The 19,556-nt window shown below is 60.1% G+C and carries 20 protein-coding genes and 1 pseudogene; 4 read left to right on the top strand and 17 right to left on the bottom strand.

The features are described from left to right. The 16 genes from AC07OV_RS04805 to AC07OV_RS04730 all read right to left on the bottom strand — a co-directional run bounded on the left by AC07OV_RS04805 (position 1) and on the right by AC07OV_RS04730 (position 11,806). Positions 1-213, bottom strand: a complete 213-nt coding sequence (locus AC07OV_RS04805) for a tail protein X (protein WP_176994836.1) — start codon at positions 211-213, stop codon at positions 1-3. Then, positions 206-589 (bottom strand): phage tail protein, encoded by a 384-nt coding sequence (locus AC07OV_RS04800; RefSeq protein ID WP_494997711.1) that lies wholly within the window; start codon positions 587-589, stop codon positions 206-208. The genes AC07OV_RS04805 and AC07OV_RS04800 overlap by 8 nt, the downstream gene beginning before the upstream one ends. After that, positions 589-1,866, bottom strand: a complete 1,278-nt coding sequence (locus AC07OV_RS04795; protein ID WP_256349796.1) for a hypothetical protein — start codon at positions 1,864-1,866, stop codon at positions 589-591. The genes AC07OV_RS04800 and AC07OV_RS04795 overlap by 1 nt, the downstream gene beginning before the upstream one ends. A 128-nt stretch (positions 1,867-1,994) precedes the next feature. Further along, on the bottom strand, positions 1,995-2,567 hold the full coding sequence (locus tag AC07OV_RS04790; RefSeq protein WP_495091700.1) for a phage tail assembly protein: 573 nt from the start codon (positions 2,565-2,567) through the stop codon (positions 1,995-1,997). Positions 2,568-2,700: 133 nt separating this feature from the next. After that, on the bottom strand, positions 2,701-3,207 hold the full coding sequence (locus AC07OV_RS04785) for a phage major tail tube protein (RefSeq protein ID WP_494997713.1): 507 nt from the start codon (positions 3,205-3,207) through the stop codon (positions 2,701-2,703). Beyond that, entirely contained in the window at positions 3,207-4,373 is a 1,167-nt protein-coding gene (locus AC07OV_RS04780) for a phage tail sheath protein (protein ID WP_176994840.1), read from the bottom strand. The genes AC07OV_RS04785 and AC07OV_RS04780 overlap by 1 nt, the downstream gene beginning before the upstream one ends. Before the next feature lie 2 nt (positions 4,374-4,375). Next, positions 4,376-4,567 (bottom strand): hypothetical protein, encoded by a 192-nt coding sequence (locus AC07OV_RS04775; RefSeq protein ID WP_176994841.1) that lies wholly within the window; start codon positions 4,565-4,567, stop codon positions 4,376-4,378. Positions 4,568-4,651: 84 nt separating this feature from the next. After that, on the bottom strand, positions 4,652-5,050 hold the full coding sequence (locus AC07OV_RS04770; RefSeq protein ID WP_495091699.1) for a phage tail assembly chaperone: 399 nt from the start codon (positions 5,048-5,050) through the stop codon (positions 4,652-4,654). Further along, entirely contained in the window at positions 5,047-7,026 is a 1,980-nt protein-coding gene (locus AC07OV_RS04765) for a phage tail-collar fiber domain-containing protein (protein WP_495091698.1), read from the bottom strand. Before AC07OV_RS04765 ends, AC07OV_RS04770 begins: the two co-directional genes overlap by 4 nt. Continuing rightward, positions 7,027-7,656 (bottom strand): phage tail protein I, encoded by a 630-nt coding sequence (locus tag AC07OV_RS04760; RefSeq protein ID WP_495091697.1) that lies wholly within the window; start codon positions 7,654-7,656, stop codon positions 7,027-7,029. Beyond that, the gene (locus tag AC07OV_RS04755; protein WP_495091696.1) at positions 7,653-8,648 is read right to left on the bottom strand and encodes a baseplate J/gp47 family protein; all 996 of its coding nucleotides are present in this window, start codon (positions 8,646-8,648) and stop codon (positions 7,653-7,655) included. Before AC07OV_RS04755 ends, AC07OV_RS04760 begins: the two co-directional genes overlap by 4 nt. Next, complete coding sequence (locus AC07OV_RS04750) at positions 8,645-8,977, bottom strand: phage baseplate protein (protein ID WP_495091695.1); 333 nt, start codon at positions 8,975-8,977, stop codon at positions 8,645-8,647. Before AC07OV_RS04750 ends, AC07OV_RS04755 begins: the two co-directional genes overlap by 4 nt. A 9-nt stretch (positions 8,978-8,986) precedes the next feature. After that, positions 8,987-9,598 (bottom strand): phage baseplate assembly protein V, encoded by a 612-nt coding sequence (locus tag AC07OV_RS04745; protein ID WP_494997718.1) that lies wholly within the window; start codon positions 9,596-9,598, stop codon positions 8,987-8,989. 3 nt (positions 9,599-9,601) lie between these two features. Next, complete coding sequence (locus AC07OV_RS04740; RefSeq protein ID WP_494997719.1) at positions 9,602-10,105, bottom strand: hypothetical protein; 504 nt, start codon at positions 10,103-10,105, stop codon at positions 9,602-9,604. 22 nt (positions 10,106-10,127) lie between these two features. Beyond that, positions 10,128-10,472 carry a phage holin family protein gene (locus tag AC07OV_RS04735; protein ID WP_176994849.1) on the bottom strand — a complete coding sequence of 115 codons (345 nt, stop codon included), beginning with the start codon at positions 10,470-10,472 and terminating at the stop codon, positions 10,128-10,130. Between the two features lie 599 nt (positions 10,473-11,071). Beyond that, complete coding sequence (locus AC07OV_RS04730) at positions 11,072-11,806, bottom strand: LexA family transcriptional regulator (protein WP_259172023.1); 735 nt, start codon at positions 11,804-11,806, stop codon at positions 11,072-11,074. A 199-nt stretch (positions 11,807-12,005) separates the two neighbouring features. Between AC07OV_RS04730 and mutS the strand changes: the two genes are divergently transcribed. Together mutS and fdxA are read left to right on the top strand one after the other, a co-directional pair. Next, positions 12,006-14,597, top strand: coding sequence for a DNA mismatch repair protein MutS (gene mutS, locus AC07OV_RS04725; RefSeq protein ID WP_495091694.1), 2,592 nt, complete (start codon positions 12,006-12,008; stop codon positions 14,595-14,597). 142 nt (positions 14,598-14,739) lie between these two features. Beyond that, positions 14,740-15,063 (top strand): ferredoxin FdxA, encoded by a 324-nt coding sequence (gene fdxA, locus AC07OV_RS04720; protein WP_003208688.1) that lies wholly within the window; start codon positions 14,740-14,742, stop codon positions 15,061-15,063. Between the two features lie 493 nt (positions 15,064-15,556). Here the strand turns inward: fdxA and apbC are convergent, their stop codons facing one another. Continuing rightward, positions 15,557-16,651: an iron-sulfur cluster carrier protein ApbC gene (gene apbC / locus AC07OV_RS04715; RefSeq protein WP_494997721.1), complete on the bottom strand. Its 1,095-nt coding sequence runs from the start codon at positions 16,649-16,651 to the stop codon at positions 15,557-15,559. A 172-nt stretch (positions 16,652-16,823) separates the two neighbouring features. Here apbC and metG point away from each other — a divergent pair, with 172 nt between their 5' ends. Both metG and rsxB read left to right on the top strand, forming a co-directional pair. Next, positions 16,824-18,875, top strand: coding sequence for a methionine--tRNA ligase (gene metG, locus AC07OV_RS04710; protein ID WP_494997722.1), 2,052 nt, complete (start codon positions 16,824-16,826; stop codon positions 18,873-18,875). A 162-nt stretch (positions 18,876-19,037) separates the two neighbouring features. Continuing rightward, positions 19,038-19,412, top strand: a pseudogene (rsxB, locus tag AC07OV_RS04705) (electron transport complex subunit RsxB); the annotation flags it as partial. Between the last annotated feature and the right edge of the window lie 144 nt (positions 19,413-19,556).

The following is a 19,556-nucleotide window of genomic DNA, read 5'->3' as shown; positions in this document are numbered from 1 at the left end:
TTAATCCCAGGCAGTAACAGGGCGCGCAGCGGCCGGCTGCGGCGGCACTTCGGGCACGCTTATCCAGACGCCCGCCGGCAATACCGGGCCTTGCTCCGCAAGGTCGGGGTTCAAGCGCCAGAGGAGCTCTTCAGCCGTATCGTCACAACGACCCAGCTCCCGATAGAGCAACAGGTTGACCGAATCACCGGCAATACTTCGTGCTCTACGCATTGACGAACTCCTCCAACGTGAGTGTCCAGCCGATGAGCATGGCCGTGCCGTCATCGATCACGGCGCTCTGGTTTTCTGCAATCGTATTGATACGCCACAGGCCCCAGTTACGGCCAATACCATCAACCAAGGGCAATGGCCGGCGTTCGTTTTGCAACGCCCGCAACTCATCCAGGCGCTGCATGCCGGTGCCGTACATGGCTTTGCCAGTGAAGGTCAGGGTTTCAGCCTTTTGCCCGGATTGCCGCGTTTGGGGTTTGCTGGCAATGATCTCCAGGCTGGTCCAGCCGCCATCAGAATTGCGCGTGAGCGTGTCATAGGAAAACTCGCGGGAGAGTCCGAAAATAAAATTGCCTAACACCATTTGTTGTCGCATCAGACCCTCACATCGTTCATGGCAGCACCGCTGCGCGTACCTAACAGATCACTCATCGACAGCGGGTTGAACTGCGCTTCGATCTGCTGAACCACCAGGGTGGCGAGTTCTTGGTGGCTGGCCTGTTCAGGCGCGTTGATCGTGATCTGGGGCGCGAAATTGATTGCGCCGCTGTTGGTTTGCGCGCCATTGAGACCTTTGCTGACGTCCGCAGGCGTGGGCAGCCGATCGGGTGTGCCGATAAATTTTTCGCTCAGCCATACGCCGAGGTCACTGCCAACAAAATTGCCGACGGCGCCACCAACAGTCTTACCCACTGCGTTGCCCAGCACACTGCCCAACACCCCACCTAGTAATGTCCCGGCACCGGGAATGATTGAACCGAGGGCAGCACCGGCGAGCCCGCCAATCCTTGCCCCAACGACTGAACCAACAGCACTGCCCGTGTAACCGCCTGCCACGGCACCGCCCGCTGAGGCCACACCGGCACCGACAGTTTTCATGTCACCTGACGCAAGCCCGCGGCCAATATCAGCACTTGCGCTGACCAGCAGTAGCGGCAATGCAGCTTTACTCACTGCACTCCCAACCCTGGCCACCTTACCGAACAAGCCTCGGCGGCCCGGCGCTATCGAGGCGCCTTTGTTATCACCCGGCTTGTTTTCAGCCGTTTTGCCTGCCGCCCCGGGGCTCGCCGATGAGGCACCACCGCCCAGCACCTTCTCGGCAACTTTTTCGTAAACCTTGTCCGTGACAGCACCGAAAACGCCAGAAACAAGAGGCGCCAACGCTGCACCGGCCAAGCTGATCGCGGCAGTGGTTTTGGGCAAAACCCCAGCCAGTGCAGTCAAACCATCGATCACCTCGGTCAGGATCATCAACGAAGTATCCACCACCGGCGCCTGTGCTTTATCGACAGCAGTGGAAAGGCGCGTGGTACTCGCCTCATACGCTTGACGCCTAGCTTGTGTAGATTCCGGCTCCGTGGAGGCCTTTTTCTCAGCGGGGCTGCCATCGGTCGTCTGCCGCAGATCATTCAGCTTGAGTAACGAGGCATTGAACGTTTCAAGCGTTCCCCTGAGCAGCACCTGCTCCACTGCCAAGCGATCGATCACAATACTGGCGTTGGCCAGCGCAAGGCTCAGGCTCGAGAACGGCAGTTGCGCGGCATCCAGAGATGAAGGCCCTGTGAGACTTTGCTGCTGGGGTGGTGCGTCATCCATGACACTCGCGCTGTACATCAGCCCGGCCGACGCCAGCGAATAATTGATTTGCATACCGCTCTACTCCTGTTTAACGCCAAGGCGAGTCATCGCGATGTCGTAGCGGCGCAATGCTTTTGCGGCATCCCATTCCAGGATCTCCGCTTCGGTTACCGAGTAAACCAGCGGCACCACATCGAGGATTACGTCGATGTCGCGTTGCGAAAAAAGGCCGCCGGTTGATTTAAAAAATCGTCGATGCGCTCCTGCAGCTCGGTCCAGTCGGGCACGGTCAGCTGGGCGAGGTCGGGGATCATCAGGCCGGTGCAGTGAGCAGTGATGAACTCGGCGCGCTCTTTGTTGGTGGTGAGTTTTTTCATCACCTTGGTAGCACGCAGGGCCGGCATTTCCAGGGAGAGTTCGGTGTGGGTACGACCCGCTGCGTCCAGGGGCAGCAGCAGCTTGACCTGTTCGTGGGAGGAGGACTCTTCCGGTTCGCCGAGGAAGAACGCCGCAGGGCGGGTCGACATCTCGTGTACGTAGTGGGCGATGGTCACGTAGTCTGGTCGCTTGAGCTGGTCGAGTTCTTTTTCCGACAGGCCGGTGGCGAGCTTCGCCAGTTCGAAGAACTGGTCGTCCTCGTCATCACCGGCCCGGGCCAGCGCGTCTTTTTGCGCGGCGTAGTACAGCGGCTTGAGCTGGACCTGCTCGATCGTCGCGCCGGTGTCAGCGGTGATCGGCGAAAGCAGGCTGTGCAGCGGTGGCATCCAGGCCATGGGGCAATTCCTTTATGTAAAAACGGTACCTGTAGGAGCCGGCTTGCCGGCGATGCAGGCGACTCGGGTTTTCGGATGTACCGAGGTGATGCGATCGCTGGCAAGCCAGCTCCTACAGGGGGGTGTGCCGGGTTTAAGGCATGAGCACGGCGCGGCGGGCGTCACCTAGGATGTCGACGCCGTTGAGCACGAACTTCTGGGTACGCACGTCGATGTCGATCACCGGGATGCCGTTTTCCTGGCGGTTGTAGGTGCGGCAGGACAGCTCCAGCGTGGTGAGGGCCTTTTCGCCCATCTTCAGCTTCGCTTCCGTGAGGGATTTGAGCTTGCCGCCGACGGTGTGGTAGGTGAAATAGGTCTTGCCGTCCTGGTCCTGGCCGGCTTCACGCACGTTCAACAGGATGTCGTCACCCAGGCGCACACCCAGGGCCAGCATCACTTCCGGGCCCGCGCCTTGCAGCACCAGCGTGGCGCCCAGCACCTTGCCACTCTTGGCCATTTCCTCAGCGATGAAACGCCCGCCGGACATGGACTCCATGTCGAACTCGATCTTCGGCGGGGTGAACTCCTCCACCGTCGCGGACAACGGCAGGCCTTGCAGGGTGGCCGCAATGGCCTGTCTTACACGGTTGGTAAACATTAGAGAACGTCCTCCAGGAACTGCTCGATGATTTCATCGCGGGCATTGAGTTGATAAATCATGTGTTCGTTCGGCGCGTAGCGGCCGTAGTCGATAACGATGTACCAGGTGCCGTTCTTGTATTTCTCGACACTGTTGAGTTCCGGGTGCAGGTACACGCTGCCGCCGGGGATGGTCTCGTCGGCGACCAGGGTTTGCAGCCAGTCGTTGATGCGCTTGACCTCCTGGTCCATGAAGGACTTGGTGAGGTTCTTGGCCATGGCTTTCTGGCCGGCCTTGACCAGCTTGCGGCTGATGGCATCTTCCAGGCCGACGTAGCTGATGAACTTGCCGGTGATGGAACGGTTGCCCAGCAGCGAAAAACCGCCAAGGATGGTCCGGGCGTAGTAGCTCACGCCGTAGCGGTTGAGCAGGTCGCCTTCGGTGGAGGTGTCGAGGATGTTGTACTCGACGACGCGGGATACGTCCTCGGCGAACGTCACCTGGTTGCCCGGGCTTTCCCACTGTTTGACCTTGGCCAGTGCGGCGATGGCCAGGGACGACGGCGACAGGAACACGTTCTTCTTCGCTGCCTTGGAGTACACCGACGGCATGTTGTGCACCAGCAGGCAACGGTCGAAGCCGAGGTCGGCACCGCCCAGTTCACCGCTGTAAGTCACTTGATCGGCGACGCTGGCGTCTTTTCCGTCCAGCACCACGCGGGCCTTGATGCGCTTGCCGAAGGCGGCGAACTCACCGGCCACAGCCTTGGTGCCGGTGAAGCCCGGGGCGCCGATGATGGTCAGGTCTTCCGGCACGCTGGCCAATGCCGCCAGGCCCAGCTTGCGACCGGTGACCGGCTCGTCGCCGCCGATCACGTTGTTGATCGTGTCAGCCGGGGTCGTGCCCTCTTCGACGATCACCACGTAGACCGGCACCTTGACCACTTTGAGGATCTGGTAAACAGCGTGGAACAGCGTGCCCGACTCAGTGCCGGTCGGGTCCAGCAGCGCCTGGGTGGTGAAGCTATTGATGCGGAACGGCGCATTCTTCGGGATCGACGCATGGGCCTTCGGCGCAGTGCCGACCAGGCCGATCACGTTATCACCGAGGCCACCCATGGCCTCGGGGGATTCGGTGGCATTCACAGTGATGCCGTTGTGCTCGAAGTTCAAAACCTCAGCCATGATTAGTCAGCCTTCTTGGTGGTGGCCTTTTTGGCCGGGGTGGCGTTGAGGACGCTGGTCAATTCCAGACGGCCAGCGGTGCGCAGGGCGGATGCTTCAACGTCCAGCAACTCCAGTTCCTGGCCGACGGTGGACCAATGGCCGGCGCCGATGGGGAATGGGGTGAGGACGGTGTAGGTTTGGCGGGTGGGCATAAGTAGGATCTCCAGGCGAAAAAAAACCGCTCAAAGCGGTGGGTGTTCGGGTTGCTAAAGAAACGCCCCGTCAATGCGGGGTGTTTATTCGGTTTGGTCCGCGATCCAGCGCGGTGCTGCAGGGCGTTGTGCGCTATCCGGGAAGTCAGATGATTGGGGCCACGCTCGCAATGCCTGCATATAGGCCAACAACTCAACGAATTGCTCAGCGGACAACGTTGTATCCACGCCCAGCTCCTGTTGATCACGATGACGTTCGCGCAGCCATGTAACCGACGTCAGCTCAGCGTCCCGCCAAGCTCTTTCGGAAACCTTCAAGGCAGCTTGCAACGCGTCAGGTGAAGGAACTGGCACTACCCAGGTGCCACCCTCCGACGCAATATGCTCAGGCGACGGGCGATCACTCTGCATAACCATCCAGCCCGCCGGGCAAACACCCCCTACCTGCTGGAAACCACTGTTCAATTCTGCATAGACATTCATGCAATCACCCCCTTCAATCGCCATACAAGGACACGGCAAGGCAACGGCGAAACAATAGTGGTTGCCGTTACTAAAAATGGAGCTCCAGAGAAGGCGTTCGGATAGACCAAGCCAGTCGTTCCGGTTTGGACAACAATTGAATTGCCTATTTGATTGGCCTGCACACCATGAATATAACGATCAGGGCCGCCTATGCCGCTGTAGTGATCCCCAAACTCGGGGTTCGCCCACTCACCGTTGTAGAGCACTTGCGCGGTGCAAAACACGTGATATCCGGGAAAAGGATTCGTGACGACGTAGCGACTATTGACCGCTACGCCTCCCGGGGTGGCCTTGTTACCACCACCCGGATAAACAACCGTAAAGTCAGCCATGTTTGCCAGGTTGGAAACTTCCAGCGCAAGTGCGCCGATGTCTATTTGCCCTTGATTGACAGGGGCGTTCCAGGCCTTGATGCACCACATGACAGCCAGGTTTCGAGGCCGTGTAACCCCAAAATTGTTACCTTCCGCAGCCATCGTGCCGCCGCTGCCACTAATGCCACCATATGCGGCACCGGGATAATCCCCTGCGTTACCGATATCCAACCCGTATGCAGCACGAGCGTTCGATTCCGGCGTTACCGTTGCGTTGTACAGCCCGGTGACCGTGACGGTGGTGATGGTTGAATCCACAGTCTGAAGGCTGCCCTTCTGTGCGCTTCCAAGCTCCCGTCCGGTATCCACGCCTCGGCCATGATCCCAGCCTCGGAGGAACTCTCCGCGCGACTCAGGCAAGCGGAAATACCCTGCGGGTTCGCTCCCGGTGTTGAACGTAGTGCCTAGGTATGCAGCCAGGTCCGGGTAGGTCGCAATGCTCTTTACGCTGCCGTCAAGCTCCAGGTAGCCAGGCGGTACGGCAGCTTTGGGGAAGGGAACAATCGAACCTACGGGAACGGCGGATTTCAAAGCATCGAGTTCACTAACAAGTGCAGCGACGTCAATACTTCCCTGATTGATCGGAGCGTTCCAAGCCTTGATGCACCACATCACAGCCATATTTCGGCCACGAGTCTCGGCACCCACCCTTGGAGCACCATTGACACCATCAGTAACGGGTGGATATTTCAGTGAAACGGGAGTCCCGACATTTCCCCATGTATCAAATGCGGGCGTACTTCCACCTGCCGCAGCCGCACCAGAAAATGTATGGCCCTGAAACTGATCAAGTTGATAAGTACCGATCATTCGCCCTGGGTCAACACCCCGCCCATGATCCCACCCACGCAAAAACTCCCCACGCGACTCAGGCAGCCGAAAATTCCCAACCCCCTCATCCCCCTTATTGAACGCAGTCCCCAGGAACTTCGCCAAATCGGGATAAGCCGCAGCACTCTTCACGCTACCGTCAATTTCCAGGAAACCCACCGGTACCTTGTCCAACGGAAACGCCACCATCGAACCCACGGGCAGCGCCGAAGATTGAGCAATCAGCGTCTCAATCTCAGCCTTGGAATACGTCCCCTGCTTCAGGTAATCCATCACCCAAGCCCGAGTCGCCTTCACCACCGTGTCATCAATCAACAACGTGACAATCGAGGCATTGCTCGTCTCGAAAATCGAGCGGATATAAAACTCCTTACCCGACCCGGACGTGGCCAACACCGGCTTGTACGACTCCGGGTATTTCACGATGGCATACAAAATACCGGTGTCGGTCCACAGCCCGGCCTCTCGCACGTACCAGCCACCAACATCCGAAGGAATGGTGACTTCGGCCATCAGCCAGTTGGCGTTTTTTTCATCTTGAAACAGCGCATTCAACGGCCCGCGCCAGACTTCGCGTTTCAGCGCTTTTGCGTTGGCATCCGGGTTGTAGACGGCGCCGTTGCCGTCGCCGACGGAGATCTGCGCCAGTTTGATCGGCACGCCCGCCGCCTTGCAGGCGGTTTCGTAGGCGATCCCCGCATTCGTGAGCAGGGTGTAATAGTCAGCCATTTAGTGCTCCTGTGGATAAAGGGTGGTGGTTTCGACGGTGTACAGCCCGGCCGCCATAAAAGCGCGGCCCGTGGCCTCGACTCCTGCCAGCACGTTGGGGTAGATCGTGGTCAGTTCGCCGCACAACGTGGCGGCGCCGATGAAGTGACGGCCCGAAGCACTCAGGCCTACGGAGATCGACAAAATGTCGCGCTCGCTCTTGGCGTCAGCCAGGCGGCGATCGAGTCGGGCGTCGATGATTTCGCTGTAGGGCAATTCGGTGTAGGCCCGTACGGAAAAGCTGTAGGGCACGCCAGGCGGTGTTTGTTCGTACCAGGCACGCACCTCTGGGGTGAGTTGCAGACCTTTGGCCGCGTTTTCCAAAGCCTGTCGCGTGCCAGCCTGGCGAGCGGTGGGCCAGGCGAGTTTGACGGTCAGGCGTTTCTCGGCCTCGGGGGCCGTGGAACTCCATTCGTTCACCGCGCGGTCTGCCGCCAGGTAGGGCAGGAACGCCGCCGGCGTGCGATCCGGGTCCATCAATTGCGGGAACGGTGGAGTCACTCGCTCCAGCAACTGGCCAAAGCCCAGGTCCAGCGCCTTTTCCAGCGGTGAGCTGTTGGCGGGCAACAGGCTCGCTTTGGGTTCACTCATAGCGTGCGCACCTCCACCTCGACGCCCGTACAATACGGGGCCTGGAACGCGCTGCTGATGATCGGTTCCAGAGGCTCGAGAATCTGCAGTTGCGCCGCCCCCGCGCTGTGGATGGCGTAGTCGATCCAGCTTGGGTCGACACGACCTTCCAGTCGGTGGCAGGAGTCGGCGTAGGTTTGCAGCAGCTTTTGGGCCGCGACTTGGGTCAATCCTGAATCGGGGCCAGCGTTGATCTTGGCCACCACGCGAATTTTGTAGCGCTGGATCTGCGCGCCCTGGACGGTCACTCGATCAGTTTCCGGTCGCACATCGGGCCGTGCGAAATGTCGACGCACACCGTCAAGCAAATCGGCAGAGGCCGTGCCATCGCCATCCCGTGAAAGCACGGTGACCATCACCTCGCCGGGGGCGGTGCGCCGGCCATTGCCGTCCTTGACCTGTGCCGCATAACCATCCGGGTCGAAGGTGTAGCTGACGGTGACCACGCCTGGTGTAGCGCTTTGCACCTTGACCGACGGCCGTTCGCCGAGGGTGAAGACTTCACGGCGATACTGCATGCGCGAGCCCGCTGCCGGCGCATGGGGCGCCAGGTAATACCGCAGGCGGGCGTCGTCGTCACTCTCAAGAATCGGCGGCACCGGCGGGAAGGCGGCCGGGTCGCCGGGGTCGAGTACCTGCCGCTCCAGGCCCATGTCGGCCAGACGAGCATCCAGGTTGCTGCCGGTGGCCCACCACGCCAGCATCTGTTTGATGCGGGCGTTGTATTTGCGCTCGTGGGTTTGCAGGCGCACGCAAAACGCTTCCAGGGCCAGGGTCAGCAGTTCGCTTTCGTTGTCGAGACTGACCTTGAGTTTGGCCGCGCTTTGCGGCGCACGGATGGCGACGTAATCGACGACGAAGGCTTTGAACTCGGCCAATAAAGGTTCGAACTCATCGACAGCGATGATCGCCGGTTCTGCCAGTTGGTTCTGGCCAGGGATCAGCATGCTCATGTCACGACCTCGAAAGACTGTTGGCGGTTTTTCCAGGTGCCGGCAAAACGCAGCAACAAACCGGCGCCCTGGCGAGTGGCGACGATGACCTGGGGTTGAAAATCGGCGATGCCGTTCTGGGCGTTATAGAACGCCTGGGCGGCATGGCTCTGGGCGAGAATCAGCAAGTCGTCGCCCAGGTTCTGGCCGAGCAGTTGGGGGATGAGCGAGCCGTACAAAGGCCGCTTCTGACGCGTGCCCACGGGGGTGGTCAGCGCTCGGGTGGCACGCTGCACAAATTGCAGCCAGTCATTGACGGCTGCTCCGGTGTTCCTATCGATTCCGATCATGGCAAATCCTTATGCGCTGCTGATCACTCGGCCTTGGTGATCCACCACCGGGCCGCTCAAATGCACGCCGGCCGCATCCAGCAACACGCCGCTGGCGCCGAGTTGCAGGGTGATGCTCTGGGCCGTCATCGTCAGGCTGGCGGCACCGACCTTGACCTCGACCTGTTCGCGGGAGCCGCTGAGTGTGGTGGGGCCATTGACCCAATTGAAGGTGTGGCTGGCATCGTCGTAATCGCTTTGGGTGCCGTCCTGATGGCGGCGGCGTGTTAGCGAAGCAACACTGGAGACAGGCGGAAACAGACTACTGTTGAGGCCGAACAAAGCCACCGACTGCGAGCCCCCTTCCCCACCGCCATAGTTAAGCAACAGGCATTGCTCGCCGACTGACGGAATGCGGGTTTCGGTCTGCGCCCCCGCGCTGGGGTTGAAGAACCGGATGGCCGGGGTAAGCAACTCGCCGTGGCTGACCTTGCAGGTATTGCTGACAGCGTCCACTTCCTGGCACACACCGATGCGGCAGAAGCTTTCGGCGCGACGGTAGAGGTCTTCGAGTTGGGCTTCCATTTCAGCCAGGCGCTCGACGATCGGCCCCAGTTGCATGCGTAGCAATGCATCGAACATGGACTACTCCTGCAGGGGGCGATATTGGTCAGGATCATCGATGTTCGAGACTTCCCAGGTGCGGGCAAACAGCGGTGTGCCGGTGGGGTCTTCGAGCAGCGACGGGCCGAGGTAGAGGGTTTGGGTGAAGGACACGGTCCAGGTGTCGTAGTCCGTTTCTGCAATGGATGAAGTCGACGGCGCCGCGACAATGTTGGTGGGCAAGTCGCATTGGTCTGGCGGCAGGCCCCAGCGATTATCCAGGGCCAGGTCCATCACTTGGCTGGCCAGATCGCAGGCGTCGAAAGGGGCTGAGCCGGCAGGTACATTGACCTTAAGCAAAACCGTGAGGGCATGAGCCTTGCGCCCGTCCATGGAGCGAAAACCAGGCCCATTGCGTTCAATGCTGATCAAGACGCCGGGGCCCTGAGCGTCCAGGTGTGTTCCCAAGCTCAGCTGTGGGAAAGCGTTCTTCAACGCCAGCCCAATGGCTTCGGGAAGCCGGGAAGGTTTTTCAATAAGTGTCATTGGGTCGCGTCCTTGCAGCGGGTTACGGCTGATCCGGGCGAGACGTCGGGGTCTCGTTGACCCCGATGCGCTTGGCCGCCCAGCGTTCATAAAGGCCGATGGCGACGTCCGCGCCGGCCATGGCGGTGAGGCAACCAATGGCACCCGCGGTCCAGATCGACATGCCGGCGGCGTAGCACAGCATCAACGCCGAAACCCCGCAGACCATGCACGCCCCGGACCGCAGGGCCAGGCGCCGTATTAGCGACCAGCCACGGGCGCCCTCTTTGTCGGCGCGCCACATTTCGCCGGACACCCCGCCGATCAGGGCCAGTGCGATCACCAGCCAGATCGGCATTTCCGCTAACGCTTGCTGCTCGTTTGTCATGTCACGCCTCCTGGCTGAGCACTGCCGGCAACGTGCCGGCTTCCTTGGTAAATCCATGCAGTGGTAGGCATTCCAAAAAGCCCGGTCGCCCGGGCTTTTCAGTAATGATGTCCTCGGTCTTTCGGCGCTACTGGCGCGGTACGGACCTTTCCTCGATGTTTTTCCGACCACGATCCCTGTCTGCCGGATAACTGCTTCTGGTGCTTTACGCTGCACACCCGGGTCAGTTGCCAACCCTCTGAACCGTTATGAGGCCGGTTCATCGCTGCCTGTTCTTGAAGCGGTGGTGAAACTAAAGAGCGTCGGCATCCTTGCCGGTGTCACCTGGCATCCCTGCCATCGCTTCGATGGCGTCCTTGCCGATGTTGCGTGCCTTCCTTGTCTTCCTTGGCAGCATCCTTGCCGCCTCCACCAGGCCTTGTTGGCTGGCTTGAGACGAAGAATATGCATGTATGCATATACAGTCAATGCACAAATGCATTTATTTTTCCTGATGAAATGCATGAATGCATTTTCAGCCTTGTAGGCAGTGGGGTTGGTGGTTTTTTGCGAACGAAAAAAAGCCCGCTCGTGGGCGGGCTTTGTCTTACTGAAGAAGGTTAACGAGCGTACATGCCCCACCAGAATACATGGCCGAGGATGCTGATCTGCTCATCCTGGATATCCTGGAAGCTGTAGTCCTCGTCAGGGTGCTCATCGCGATTGAAACTGCGCAGGCGAATCCCGGAAGGCAGGCGGTAGAGCTGTTTCACGCGCAACTGACCATTGTGATTGATGGCATACAAGTCGCCATCGACAATGTCGCCGATGCCGCTCTTGCCCGCATTCACCCCAACGGTGGCGCCGTCACGCAGTACCGGCAACATGCTGTTGCCACGTACTGTCACGCACTTGGCCTGGTCGAACTGCACACCGTTGTGGCGAAGGCTGCGCTTGCCGAACCGCAGGCTGGCTTTCTCGCTTTCCTCGATGACGAATCTTCCTGATCCAGCAGCCAATTCAACCTCGCGCAAAAAGGGGATCGACACCTCGTCATCATTAACGGGCGTGTCGTCGTCCCACAGGCTTATGTCCTTGAGTTCGGAATGCATCGGGTCACGCCCCTCCTCCCGCGAAACGCCCACCGCCACGCGCCCGCGCAGTTGATCGGTGCTCACGCGAAAGTACTCGGCGATGCGGGAAATATGCTTGTCCGACGGATCCACGATCTTGCCGCTGAGGATCCGTGACAGCGTGGATTGAGGCACGCCGGTACGCCGGTGAAGCTCCGTGGGGGAGATCCGGTCGCGGTCCAGCAGTTCTCTTAATACGGTTGAAACGTTGCGTTTTTGCATAACGGGGATGATGACGGGGGATTTAGGGGTTGGCAAATGCAAATTTGCATATTTCATGCATTTACCTTGCCGGGATACCTATCCGTTTGCGAACTGCGTAGCCACGACCTCGCGTGTTAACCTTGCCGCCATCGCAAAATCGCAGGGCCGAATGCCCCACCTTTGCCCCACTCCTTTCAACGAATTTGCCTACGACCCAATGAGTAAAGCCACTTCAGATCTATCCTCCCACACCCCGATGATGCAGCAGTACTGGCGCCTCAAGAACCAGCACCCTGATCAGTTGATGTTCTATCGCATGGGCGACTTCTACGAGATCTTCTATGAAGACGCGAAGAAGGCCGCCAAGTTGCTGGACATCACCCTCACCGCGCGCGGGCAGTCGGCGGGGCAGTCGATTCCGATGTGTGGCATTCCTTACCACTCGTTGGAAGGCTACCTGGTCAAGCTGGTGAAGCTGGGCGAGTCGGTGGTGATTTGTGAGCAGATCGGCGACCCGGCGACGAGCAAGGGGCCGGTGGAACGTCAGGTGGTGCGCATTATTACGCCGGGGACGGTGAGTGATGAGGCGCTGCTGGATGAGCGTCGCGACAACCTGATCGCCGCTGTACTGGGGGATGAGCGCCTGTTCGGCCTGTCGGTGCTGGATATCACCAGTGGCAACTTCAGCGTGCTGGAGATCAAGGGCTGGGAGAACCTGCTGGCGGAGCTGGAGCGTATCAATCCGGTCGAGCTGTTGATACCGGATGATTGGCCAAAGGACTTGCCGGCAGAAAAACGCCGTGGGACCAAGCGTCGTGCGCCGTGGGATTTCGAGCGTGATTCGGCGCTGAAAAGTCTCTGCCAGCAATTCTCTGTGCAGGACCTTAAAGGCTTCGGTTGTGAAACCCTGACCCTGGCCATCGGCGCTGCCGGTTGCCTGCTCAGCTATGCCAAGGAAACCCAGCGCACCGCCCTGCCGCACTTGCGCAGCCTGCGCCATGAGCGCCTCGACGACACCGTGGTGCTGGATGGTGCGAGCCGTCGCAACCTGGAGCTGGACACCAACCTGGCCGGCGGTCGCGATAACACCCTGCAATCGGTGGTCGACCGTTGCCAGACCGCCATGGGCAGCCGCTTGCTGACCCGTTGGCTGAACCGCCCACTGCGGGACTTGAGCGTGCTGCAAGCGCGCCAGTCGTCTATTACCTGCCTGCTGGACGGATACCGTTTTGAGAAGCTGCAGCCGCAGTTGAAGGAAATCGGCGACATCGAGCGCATCCTGGCGCGGATCGGCCTGCGTAACGCTCGCCCCCGCGACCTGGCACGCCTGCGCGATGCCCTCGGCGCCCTGCCGCAGTTGCAGGCCGCAATGACCGATCTGGACACGCCGCACCTGCAACAACTGGCCGTGATCGCCAGCACCTACCCGGAACTCGCGGCGCTGCTGGAAAAAGCCATCATCGACAACCCGCCGGCGATCATTCGTGATGGCGGTGTACTCAAGACAGGTTACGACAGCGAGCTGGATGAGCTGCAGGCCCTCAGCGAAAACGCCGGGCAGTTCCTGATCGACCTGGAAGCCCGCGAAAAAGCCCGCACCGGCCTGGCCAACCTGAAAGTCGGCTACAACCGTGTGCACGGCTACTTCATCGAATTGCCGAGCAAGCAGGCTGAATCAGCACCGATCGACTATCAACGTCGCCAAACGCTTAAAGGTGCCGAACGTTTTATCACCCCTGAGCTGAAAGAGTTCGAAGACAAGGCACTGTCGGCCAAGAGCCGTGCCCTGGCTCGGGAAAAAATGCTGTATGAGAACCTGTTGGAAGACCTGATCAGCCAACTGGCACCGTTGCAAGACACCGCCGCTGCATTGGCCGAATTGGATGTGCTGAGCAACCTGGCCGAACGTGCGCTGAACCTTGACCTGAACTGCCCGCGTTTTGTGAGCGAGCCGTGCATGCGCATCGTGCAAGGGCGTCACCCGGTGGTGGAGCAGGTGTTGACCACGCCGTTCGTCGCCAACGACCTGTCGCTGGACGACGATACCCGCATGCTGGTGATCACCGGTCCGAACATGGGCGGTAAATCCACCTACATGCGCCAGACCGCGTTGATCGTGTTGCTGGCACATATCGGCAGCTTCGTGCCGGCTGCCAGTTGCGAATTGTCCCTGGTGGACCGCATTTTCACGCGGATCGGCTCCAGCGATGACCTGGCCGGCGGCCGTTCGACCTTTATGGTGGAAATGAGCGAAACCGCCAACATCCTGCACAACGCCACCGAGCGCAGCCTGGTGCTGATGGACGAAGTGGGGCGCGGCACCAGCACCTTCGACGGCCTGTCCCTGGCGTGGGCGGCGGCGGAGCGATTGGCACACCTGCGTGCCTATACGTTGTTCGCCACCCACTACTTCGAGCTGACTGTACTGCCGGAAAGCGAGCCACTGGTGGCCAACGTGCACCTGAACGCCACCGAGCACAACGAACGCATCGTGTTCCTGCACCACGTACTGCCGGGGCCAGCCAGCCAGAGTTACGGCTTGGCCGTGGCGCAATTGGCCGGTGTGCCGAACGATGTGATTCTGCGCGCCCGCGAGCACCTCAGCCGCCTGGAAACCACAGCCCTGCCCCATGAAACCGTGGTCGCAAGCCCTTCCAAGGCCCCTAGCAAACCTGCCGCTCCACACCAGAGCGATATGTTCGCCAGCCTGCCCCACCCGGTGCTGGAAGAGTTGGCCAAGCTTGACCTGGATGACTTGACGCCGCGTAAAGCGCTCGAAATGTTATATGCACTGAAGGTTCGGATATAACGCTGGCGCTTGCAAGCTGGTAGACTCTCGCGCGGTTTGGGATGCTGCGGGCTATTAGCCTGGCCTGCAGACTATCGCTCCCGAACCTCGCGAGCCCTGCCACAAAGGGTTTCGCTGCCGCCGCCTGAGGAGAGAATTAGAAATGACCTTCGTCGTCACCGACAACTGCATCAAGTGCAAGTACACCGACTGCGTGGAAGTATGTCCGGTGGACTGCTTCTACGAAGGCCCGAACTTCCTGGTTATCCACCCGGACGAGTGCATCGACTGCGCCCTGTGTGAGCCAGAATGCCCGGCCGTCGCTATTTTCTCCGAGGACGAAGTCCCGGCAGAGATGCAGGAATTTATTCAGTTGAACGTCGAGCTGGCGGAAATCTGGCCGAACATCACTGAACGCAAGGATCCGATGCCGGATGCTGCGGAATGGGATGGCAAAAAAGGTAAGATTGCAGACCTCGAACGCTGATAGCGTCGTCGCCCCAAAAGGCCCCTTGCGGGCCTTTTTGCGTTTCTACAGGGCGGGCTTTACTTTTCTACAGGCAAAAAAAAGGGGCGGTATGACCCGCCCACATTTTTTCCCTAGTCCCTGTGTTCCTTTTCATCATCCTGATGAATCGCATCCTGCGACGTTCCTTGAACCATCGTTCCTTGATGGCTGTGTCAATCCGTGGACACAGGGCTGATCTTAAAGAGTTCCAATGTAAGTTCAACGGGATCCAAGCGCAGGGACCACCATTGATCTCGGTCAACTCGAAAAAAATAACCCTTTAATATCAATGAGATAAAAAACACTCTCAACGATTCAAGACGGCCAAGGCGGGTAAAAAAACCAATCACTTACGAAAAAGTAAGCGAATGCTTACACGAGCAATTGCGTAAAAGCGTAACTGCGACCTTTCTCCGGCCATCCAGATAAGAAAAAGCCCCGACACGTCGAGGCTCCTTTTCCCGCCAACGGCTCAGTCGTCGCTGACCGTAATGGTCGGCATGGCTGGCGCGGCGGCTTCCTGCAGGACGATTCGTGCGCCCACATGGCGCGCCAATTCCTGGTAGATCATCGCGATCTGGCTGTCCGGCTCTGCAACCACCGTTGGCTTGCCGCCGTCGGCCTGCTCGCGGATCAACATCGACAACGGCAGCGAAGCCAACAGTTCCACACCGTACTGGGTGGCCAGCTTCTCGCCACCGCCTTCGCCGAACAGATGCTCGGCATGGCCGCAGTTGGAGCAGATATGCACCGCCATGTTTTCCACGACGCCCAGTACCGGGATGTTGACCTTGCGGAACATCTCCACGCCTTTCTTCGCGTCCAGCAGCGCCAGGTCCTGGGGCGTAGTGACGATTACAGAACCGGCCACCGGGACTTTCTGCGCCAGGGTCAGCTGGATATCACCGGTGCCTGGCGGCATGTCGATCACCAGGTAGTCCAGGTCGCCCCAGGCCGTCTGGGTCACCAACTGCAGCAGCGCACCCGAGACCATCGGCCCGCGCCAGACCATCGGCGTGTTGTCATCGGTAAGGAAGGCCATGGACATGACCTCCACGCCCAGCGACTCGATCGGCACGAACCACTTCTGGTCCTTGACCTTGGGCCGCGTGCCCTCGGCAATGCCGAACATCACGCCTTGGCTCGGACCGTAGATATCGGCGTCGAGAATCCCCACGCGCGCGCCTTCACGGGCCAGGGCCAGGGCCAGGTTGGCGGCGGTGGTGGATTTGCCCACGCCGCCTTTGCCGGACGCGACCGCAACCACGTTCTTGACGTTGGCCAGGCCTGGAATCTGCGCCTGGGCCTTATGCGGGGCAATCACGCATTGGATGTCGACCTTGGCGGTCGCTACGCCGTCGAGGCCTTCGATAGCCATTTGCAGCATCTGCGCCCAGCCGCTTTTGAACAAGCCGGCGGCATAGCCCAGTTCCAACTGGACCGAGACCTGGTCGCCCTGGACCTCGATGGCCCGTACACAACCGGCACTGACCGGGTCCTGGTTCAAATAGGGGTCGGTGTACTGGCGAAGAACGGCTTCCACCGCTGCGCGATTGACGGCGCTCATGGGCTACTCCCGAAAAAAGACTGACTGAAACAGGCGGCTATCCTAACCGTTCCGACCGGTTAACGGCATGCTTTCGCAGCCAGGGAATGTTCTGAAACAGCGCCACGGGGTGAAATATATTTCCCGGCGCTTTATAGTGGCCGACCTCCGTTTCATCAAGTAGCCGAGCCCCATGTCCGAGCCACGCAAGATCCTCGTCACCAGCGCCCTGCCCTATGCCAATGGTTCCATCCATCTTGGCCATATGCTTGAGTACATCCAGACCGATATGTGGGTGCGCTTCCAGAAGCATCGCGGCAATCAATGCATTTATGTCTGCGCGGACGACGCCCACGGTTCGGCCATCATGTTGCGCGCCGAAAAGGAAGGCATCACCCCGGAACAACTGATCGCCAACGTGCAGGCTGAACACAGCGCCGACTTTGCCGAGTTCCTGGTGGATTTCGACAACTTCCACTCGACCCACTCCGAAGAAAACCGCGAGCTGTCGAGCCAGATCTACCTGCGCTTGAAAGAAGCCGGGCATATCGACCAGCGTTCGGTGACCCAGTATTTCGACCCGGAAAAGAAAATGTTCCTGGCCGACCGCTTCATCAAGGGCACTTGCCCGAAATGCGGCACCGAAGACCAGTACGGCGACAACTGCGAAAAATGCGGTGCCACCTACGCGCCGACTGAGCTGAAGAACCCTAAGTCGGCGATTTCCGGCGCCACCCCGGTGCTCAAGGACTCCCAGCACTTCTTCTTCAAGCTCCCGGATTTCCAGGCCATGCTGCAAACCTGGACCCGCAGCGGCACCCTGCAGGACGCCGTGGCCAACAAACTCGCCGAATGGCTCGACAGCGGCCTGCAGCAGTGGGACATCTCCCGCGATGCGCCGTACTTCGGCTTCGAGATCCCGGGCGAGCCAGGCAAGTATTTCTACGTGTGGCTGGACGCGCCGATCGGCTACATGGCCAGCTTCAAGAACCTGTGTGACCGCACGCCCGAGCTGGACTTCGACGCGTTCTGGAACAAGGACTCCACCGCCGAGCTGTACCACTTCATCGGCAAGGACATCGTCAACTTCCACGCCCTGTTCTGGCCGGCGATGCTCGAAGGTTCGGGCTACCGCAAGCCGACCGCCATTGCCGTGCACGGCTACCTGACGGTCAACGGCCAGAAGATGTCCAAGTCCCGTGGCACCTTTATCAAGGCGCGCACCTACCTGGATCACCTGTCGCCGGAATACCTGCGCTACTACTACGCCTCCAAGCTGGGCCGTGGCGTGGATGACCTCGACCTGAACCTGGAAGACTTCGTACAGAAGGTCAACTCGGACCTCGTGGGCAAAGTCGTCAACATCGCCAGCCGCTGCGCCGGGTTTATCCACAAGGGCAACGCTGGTGTGCTGGTGGCCGAAAACGCCGCACCCGAGCTGACCGACGCGTTCCTCGCCGCCGCGCCAAGCATCGCCGACGCCTATGAAGCCCGTGACTTTGCCCGCGCCATGCGCGAAATCATGGGCCTGGCCGACCGTGCCAATGCCTGGATCGCCGACAAGGCACCGTGGTCGCTGAACAAGCAGGAAGGCAAGCAGGCGGAAGTCCAGGCGATCTGCGCCACGGGCGTCAACCTGTTCCGCCAGTTGGTGATCTTCCTCAAGCCAGTGCTGCCGTTGCTGGCCGCCGATGCCGAGGCGTTCCTGAACGTCGCGCCGCTGACCTGGAACGACCACGCCACGTTGCTCAGCAATCATCAGTTGAATGAGTTCAAGCCGCTGATGACCCGTATCGACCCGGTGAAGGTGCAGGCCATGACCGACGCGTCGAAGGAAGACCTGGTTGCCAGCCAGACCGACACCGGTGAATCCGCGTCTGCAGGTAATGGCGAGTTGGCCAAGGACCCGATTTCCCCGGAAATCGAGTTCGACGCCTTTGCCGCCGTGGACCTGCGCGTGGCGCTGATCGTCAAGGCTGAAGCCGTGGAAGGTGCCGACAAGCTGCTGCGCCTGACGCTGGACCTGGGTGGCGAGCAACGCAACGTGTTCTCCGGGATCAAGAGTGCCTACCCGGACCCGTCCAAGCTCGATGGCCGCCTGACCATGATGATCGCCAACCTCAAGCCTCGGAAAATGAAGTTCGGCCTCTCGGAAGGCATGGTGATGGCGGCCGGCCCTGGCGGCGAAGAAATCTACCTGCTGAGCCCTGACAGCGGCGCCAAGCCGGGCCAACGCATCAAGTAAGCCCATGGGCCTACGATGAGCGAAACAGGTCTACTGTAGGAGCCCGGCTTGCCGGCGATGGCGTTCTCAAGGACGCCATCGCAAGCAAGCCGGGCTCTTACACATCCACTACCCGCCCGTTCGCTTGACCGGCATGCCAATGATCACCCCATGAACCTGATTCAACGTATCGACGCGCTGCTGCCACAGACCCAATGCGGCAAGTGCGGGCACCCGGGCTGCAAGCCTTACGCCGAGGGCATCGCGCTTGGCGAGGCAATCAACAAGTGCCCGCCCGGTGGCCAGGAAACCATCGCCGGCCTGGCGCAGTTGCTGCAGGTGCCTGTGCTGGAACTGGACACCAGCCGTGGCGAGGCTCCCGCCCAGGTCGCCTATATCCGTGAAGCCGAGTGCATCGGCTGCACCAAATGCATCCAGGCTTGCCCCGTGGATGCGATTGTCGGTGCGGCCAAGCTGATGCATACCGTTATCGCCGATGAGTGCACCGGTTGCGACCTGTGCGTCACACCCTGCCCCGTCGATTGCATTGAGATGCGCCCAGCAGCGGCCGTGCTGCCTATCGTTGGAGGCCTGGCGTCCAATGCTCATGAGTTCCATGAACGCAGCCTCAAGCGTGATCGCGCCCGACGGCGTTATGAACAACGCACTGCACGCTTGCAGCGGGAAGAAGCGCATAGACTC

It is taken from the genome of Pseudomonas sp. GW821-FHT09A09 (assembly GCF_059418405.1).
Note: the sequence above shows the minus strand (reverse complement) of the source record. Positions and strands in the feature narration are given on the sequence as shown.

What these genes read in the sequence shown, in the direction of transcription:
- AC07OV_RS04805 (WP_176994836.1), bottom strand. Translation starts at nt 213, where the DNA reads ATGCGTAGAGCACGAAGTATTGCCGGTGATTCGGTCAACCTGTTGCTC.
- AC07OV_RS04800 (WP_494997711.1), bottom strand. Translation starts at nt 589, where the DNA reads ATGCGACAACAAATGGTGTTAGGCAATTTTATTTTCGGACTCTCCCGC.
- AC07OV_RS04795 (WP_256349796.1), bottom strand. Translation starts at nt 1,866, where the DNA reads ATGCAAATCAATTATTCGCTGGCGTCGGCCGGGCTGATGTACAGCGCG.
- AC07OV_RS04790 (WP_495091700.1), bottom strand. Translation starts at nt 2,567, where the DNA reads ATGGCCTGGATGCCACCGCTGCACAGCCTGCTTTCGCCGATCACCGCT.
- AC07OV_RS04785 (WP_494997713.1), bottom strand. Translation starts at nt 3,207, where the DNA reads ATGTTTACCAACCGTGTAAGACAGGCCATTGCGGCCACCCTGCAAGGC.
- AC07OV_RS04780 (WP_176994840.1), bottom strand. Translation starts at nt 4,373, where the DNA reads ATGGCTGAGGTTTTGAACTTCGAGCACAACGGCATCACTGTGAATGCC.
- AC07OV_RS04775 (WP_176994841.1), bottom strand. Translation starts at nt 4,567, where the DNA reads ATGCCCACCCGCCAAACCTACACCGTCCTCACCCCATTCCCCATCGGC.
- AC07OV_RS04770 (WP_495091699.1), bottom strand. Translation starts at nt 5,050, where the DNA reads ATGAATGTCTATGCAGAATTGAACAGTGGTTTCCAGCAGGTAGGGGGT.
- AC07OV_RS04765 (WP_495091698.1), bottom strand. Translation starts at nt 7,026, where the DNA reads ATGGCTGACTATTACACCCTGCTCACGAATGCGGGGATCGCCTACGAA.
- AC07OV_RS04760 (WP_495091697.1), bottom strand. Translation starts at nt 7,656, where the DNA reads ATGAGTGAACCCAAAGCGAGCCTGTTGCCCGCCAACAGCTCACCGCTG.
- AC07OV_RS04755 (WP_495091696.1), bottom strand. Translation starts at nt 8,648, where the DNA reads ATGAGCATGCTGATCCCTGGCCAGAACCAACTGGCAGAACCGGCGATC.
- AC07OV_RS04750 (WP_495091695.1), bottom strand. Translation starts at nt 8,977, where the DNA reads ATGATCGGAATCGATAGGAACACCGGAGCAGCCGTCAATGACTGGCTG.
- AC07OV_RS04745 (WP_494997718.1), bottom strand. Translation starts at nt 9,598, where the DNA reads ATGTTCGATGCATTGCTACGCATGCAACTGGGGCCGATCGTCGAGCGC.
- AC07OV_RS04740 (WP_494997719.1), bottom strand. Translation starts at nt 10,105, where the DNA reads ATGACACTTATTGAAAAACCTTCCCGGCTTCCCGAAGCCATTGGGCTG.
- AC07OV_RS04735 (WP_176994849.1), bottom strand. Translation starts at nt 10,472, where the DNA reads ATGACAAACGAGCAGCAAGCGTTAGCGGAAATGCCGATCTGGCTGGTG.
- AC07OV_RS04730 (WP_259172023.1), bottom strand. Translation starts at nt 11,806, where the DNA reads ATGCAAAAACGCAACGTTTCAACCGTATTAAGAGAACTGCTGGACCGC.
- mutS (WP_495091694.1), top strand. Translation starts at nt 12,006, where the DNA reads ATGAGTAAAGCCACTTCAGATCTATCCTCCCACACCCCGATGATGCAG.
- fdxA (WP_003208688.1), top strand. Translation starts at nt 14,740, where the DNA reads ATGACCTTCGTCGTCACCGACAACTGCATCAAGTGCAAGTACACCGAC.
- apbC (WP_494997721.1), bottom strand. Translation starts at nt 16,651, where the DNA reads ATGAGCGCCGTCAATCGCGCAGCGGTGGAAGCCGTTCTTCGCCAGTAC.
- metG (WP_494997722.1), top strand. Translation starts at nt 16,824, where the DNA reads ATGTCCGAGCCACGCAAGATCCTCGTCACCAGCGCCCTGCCCTATGCC.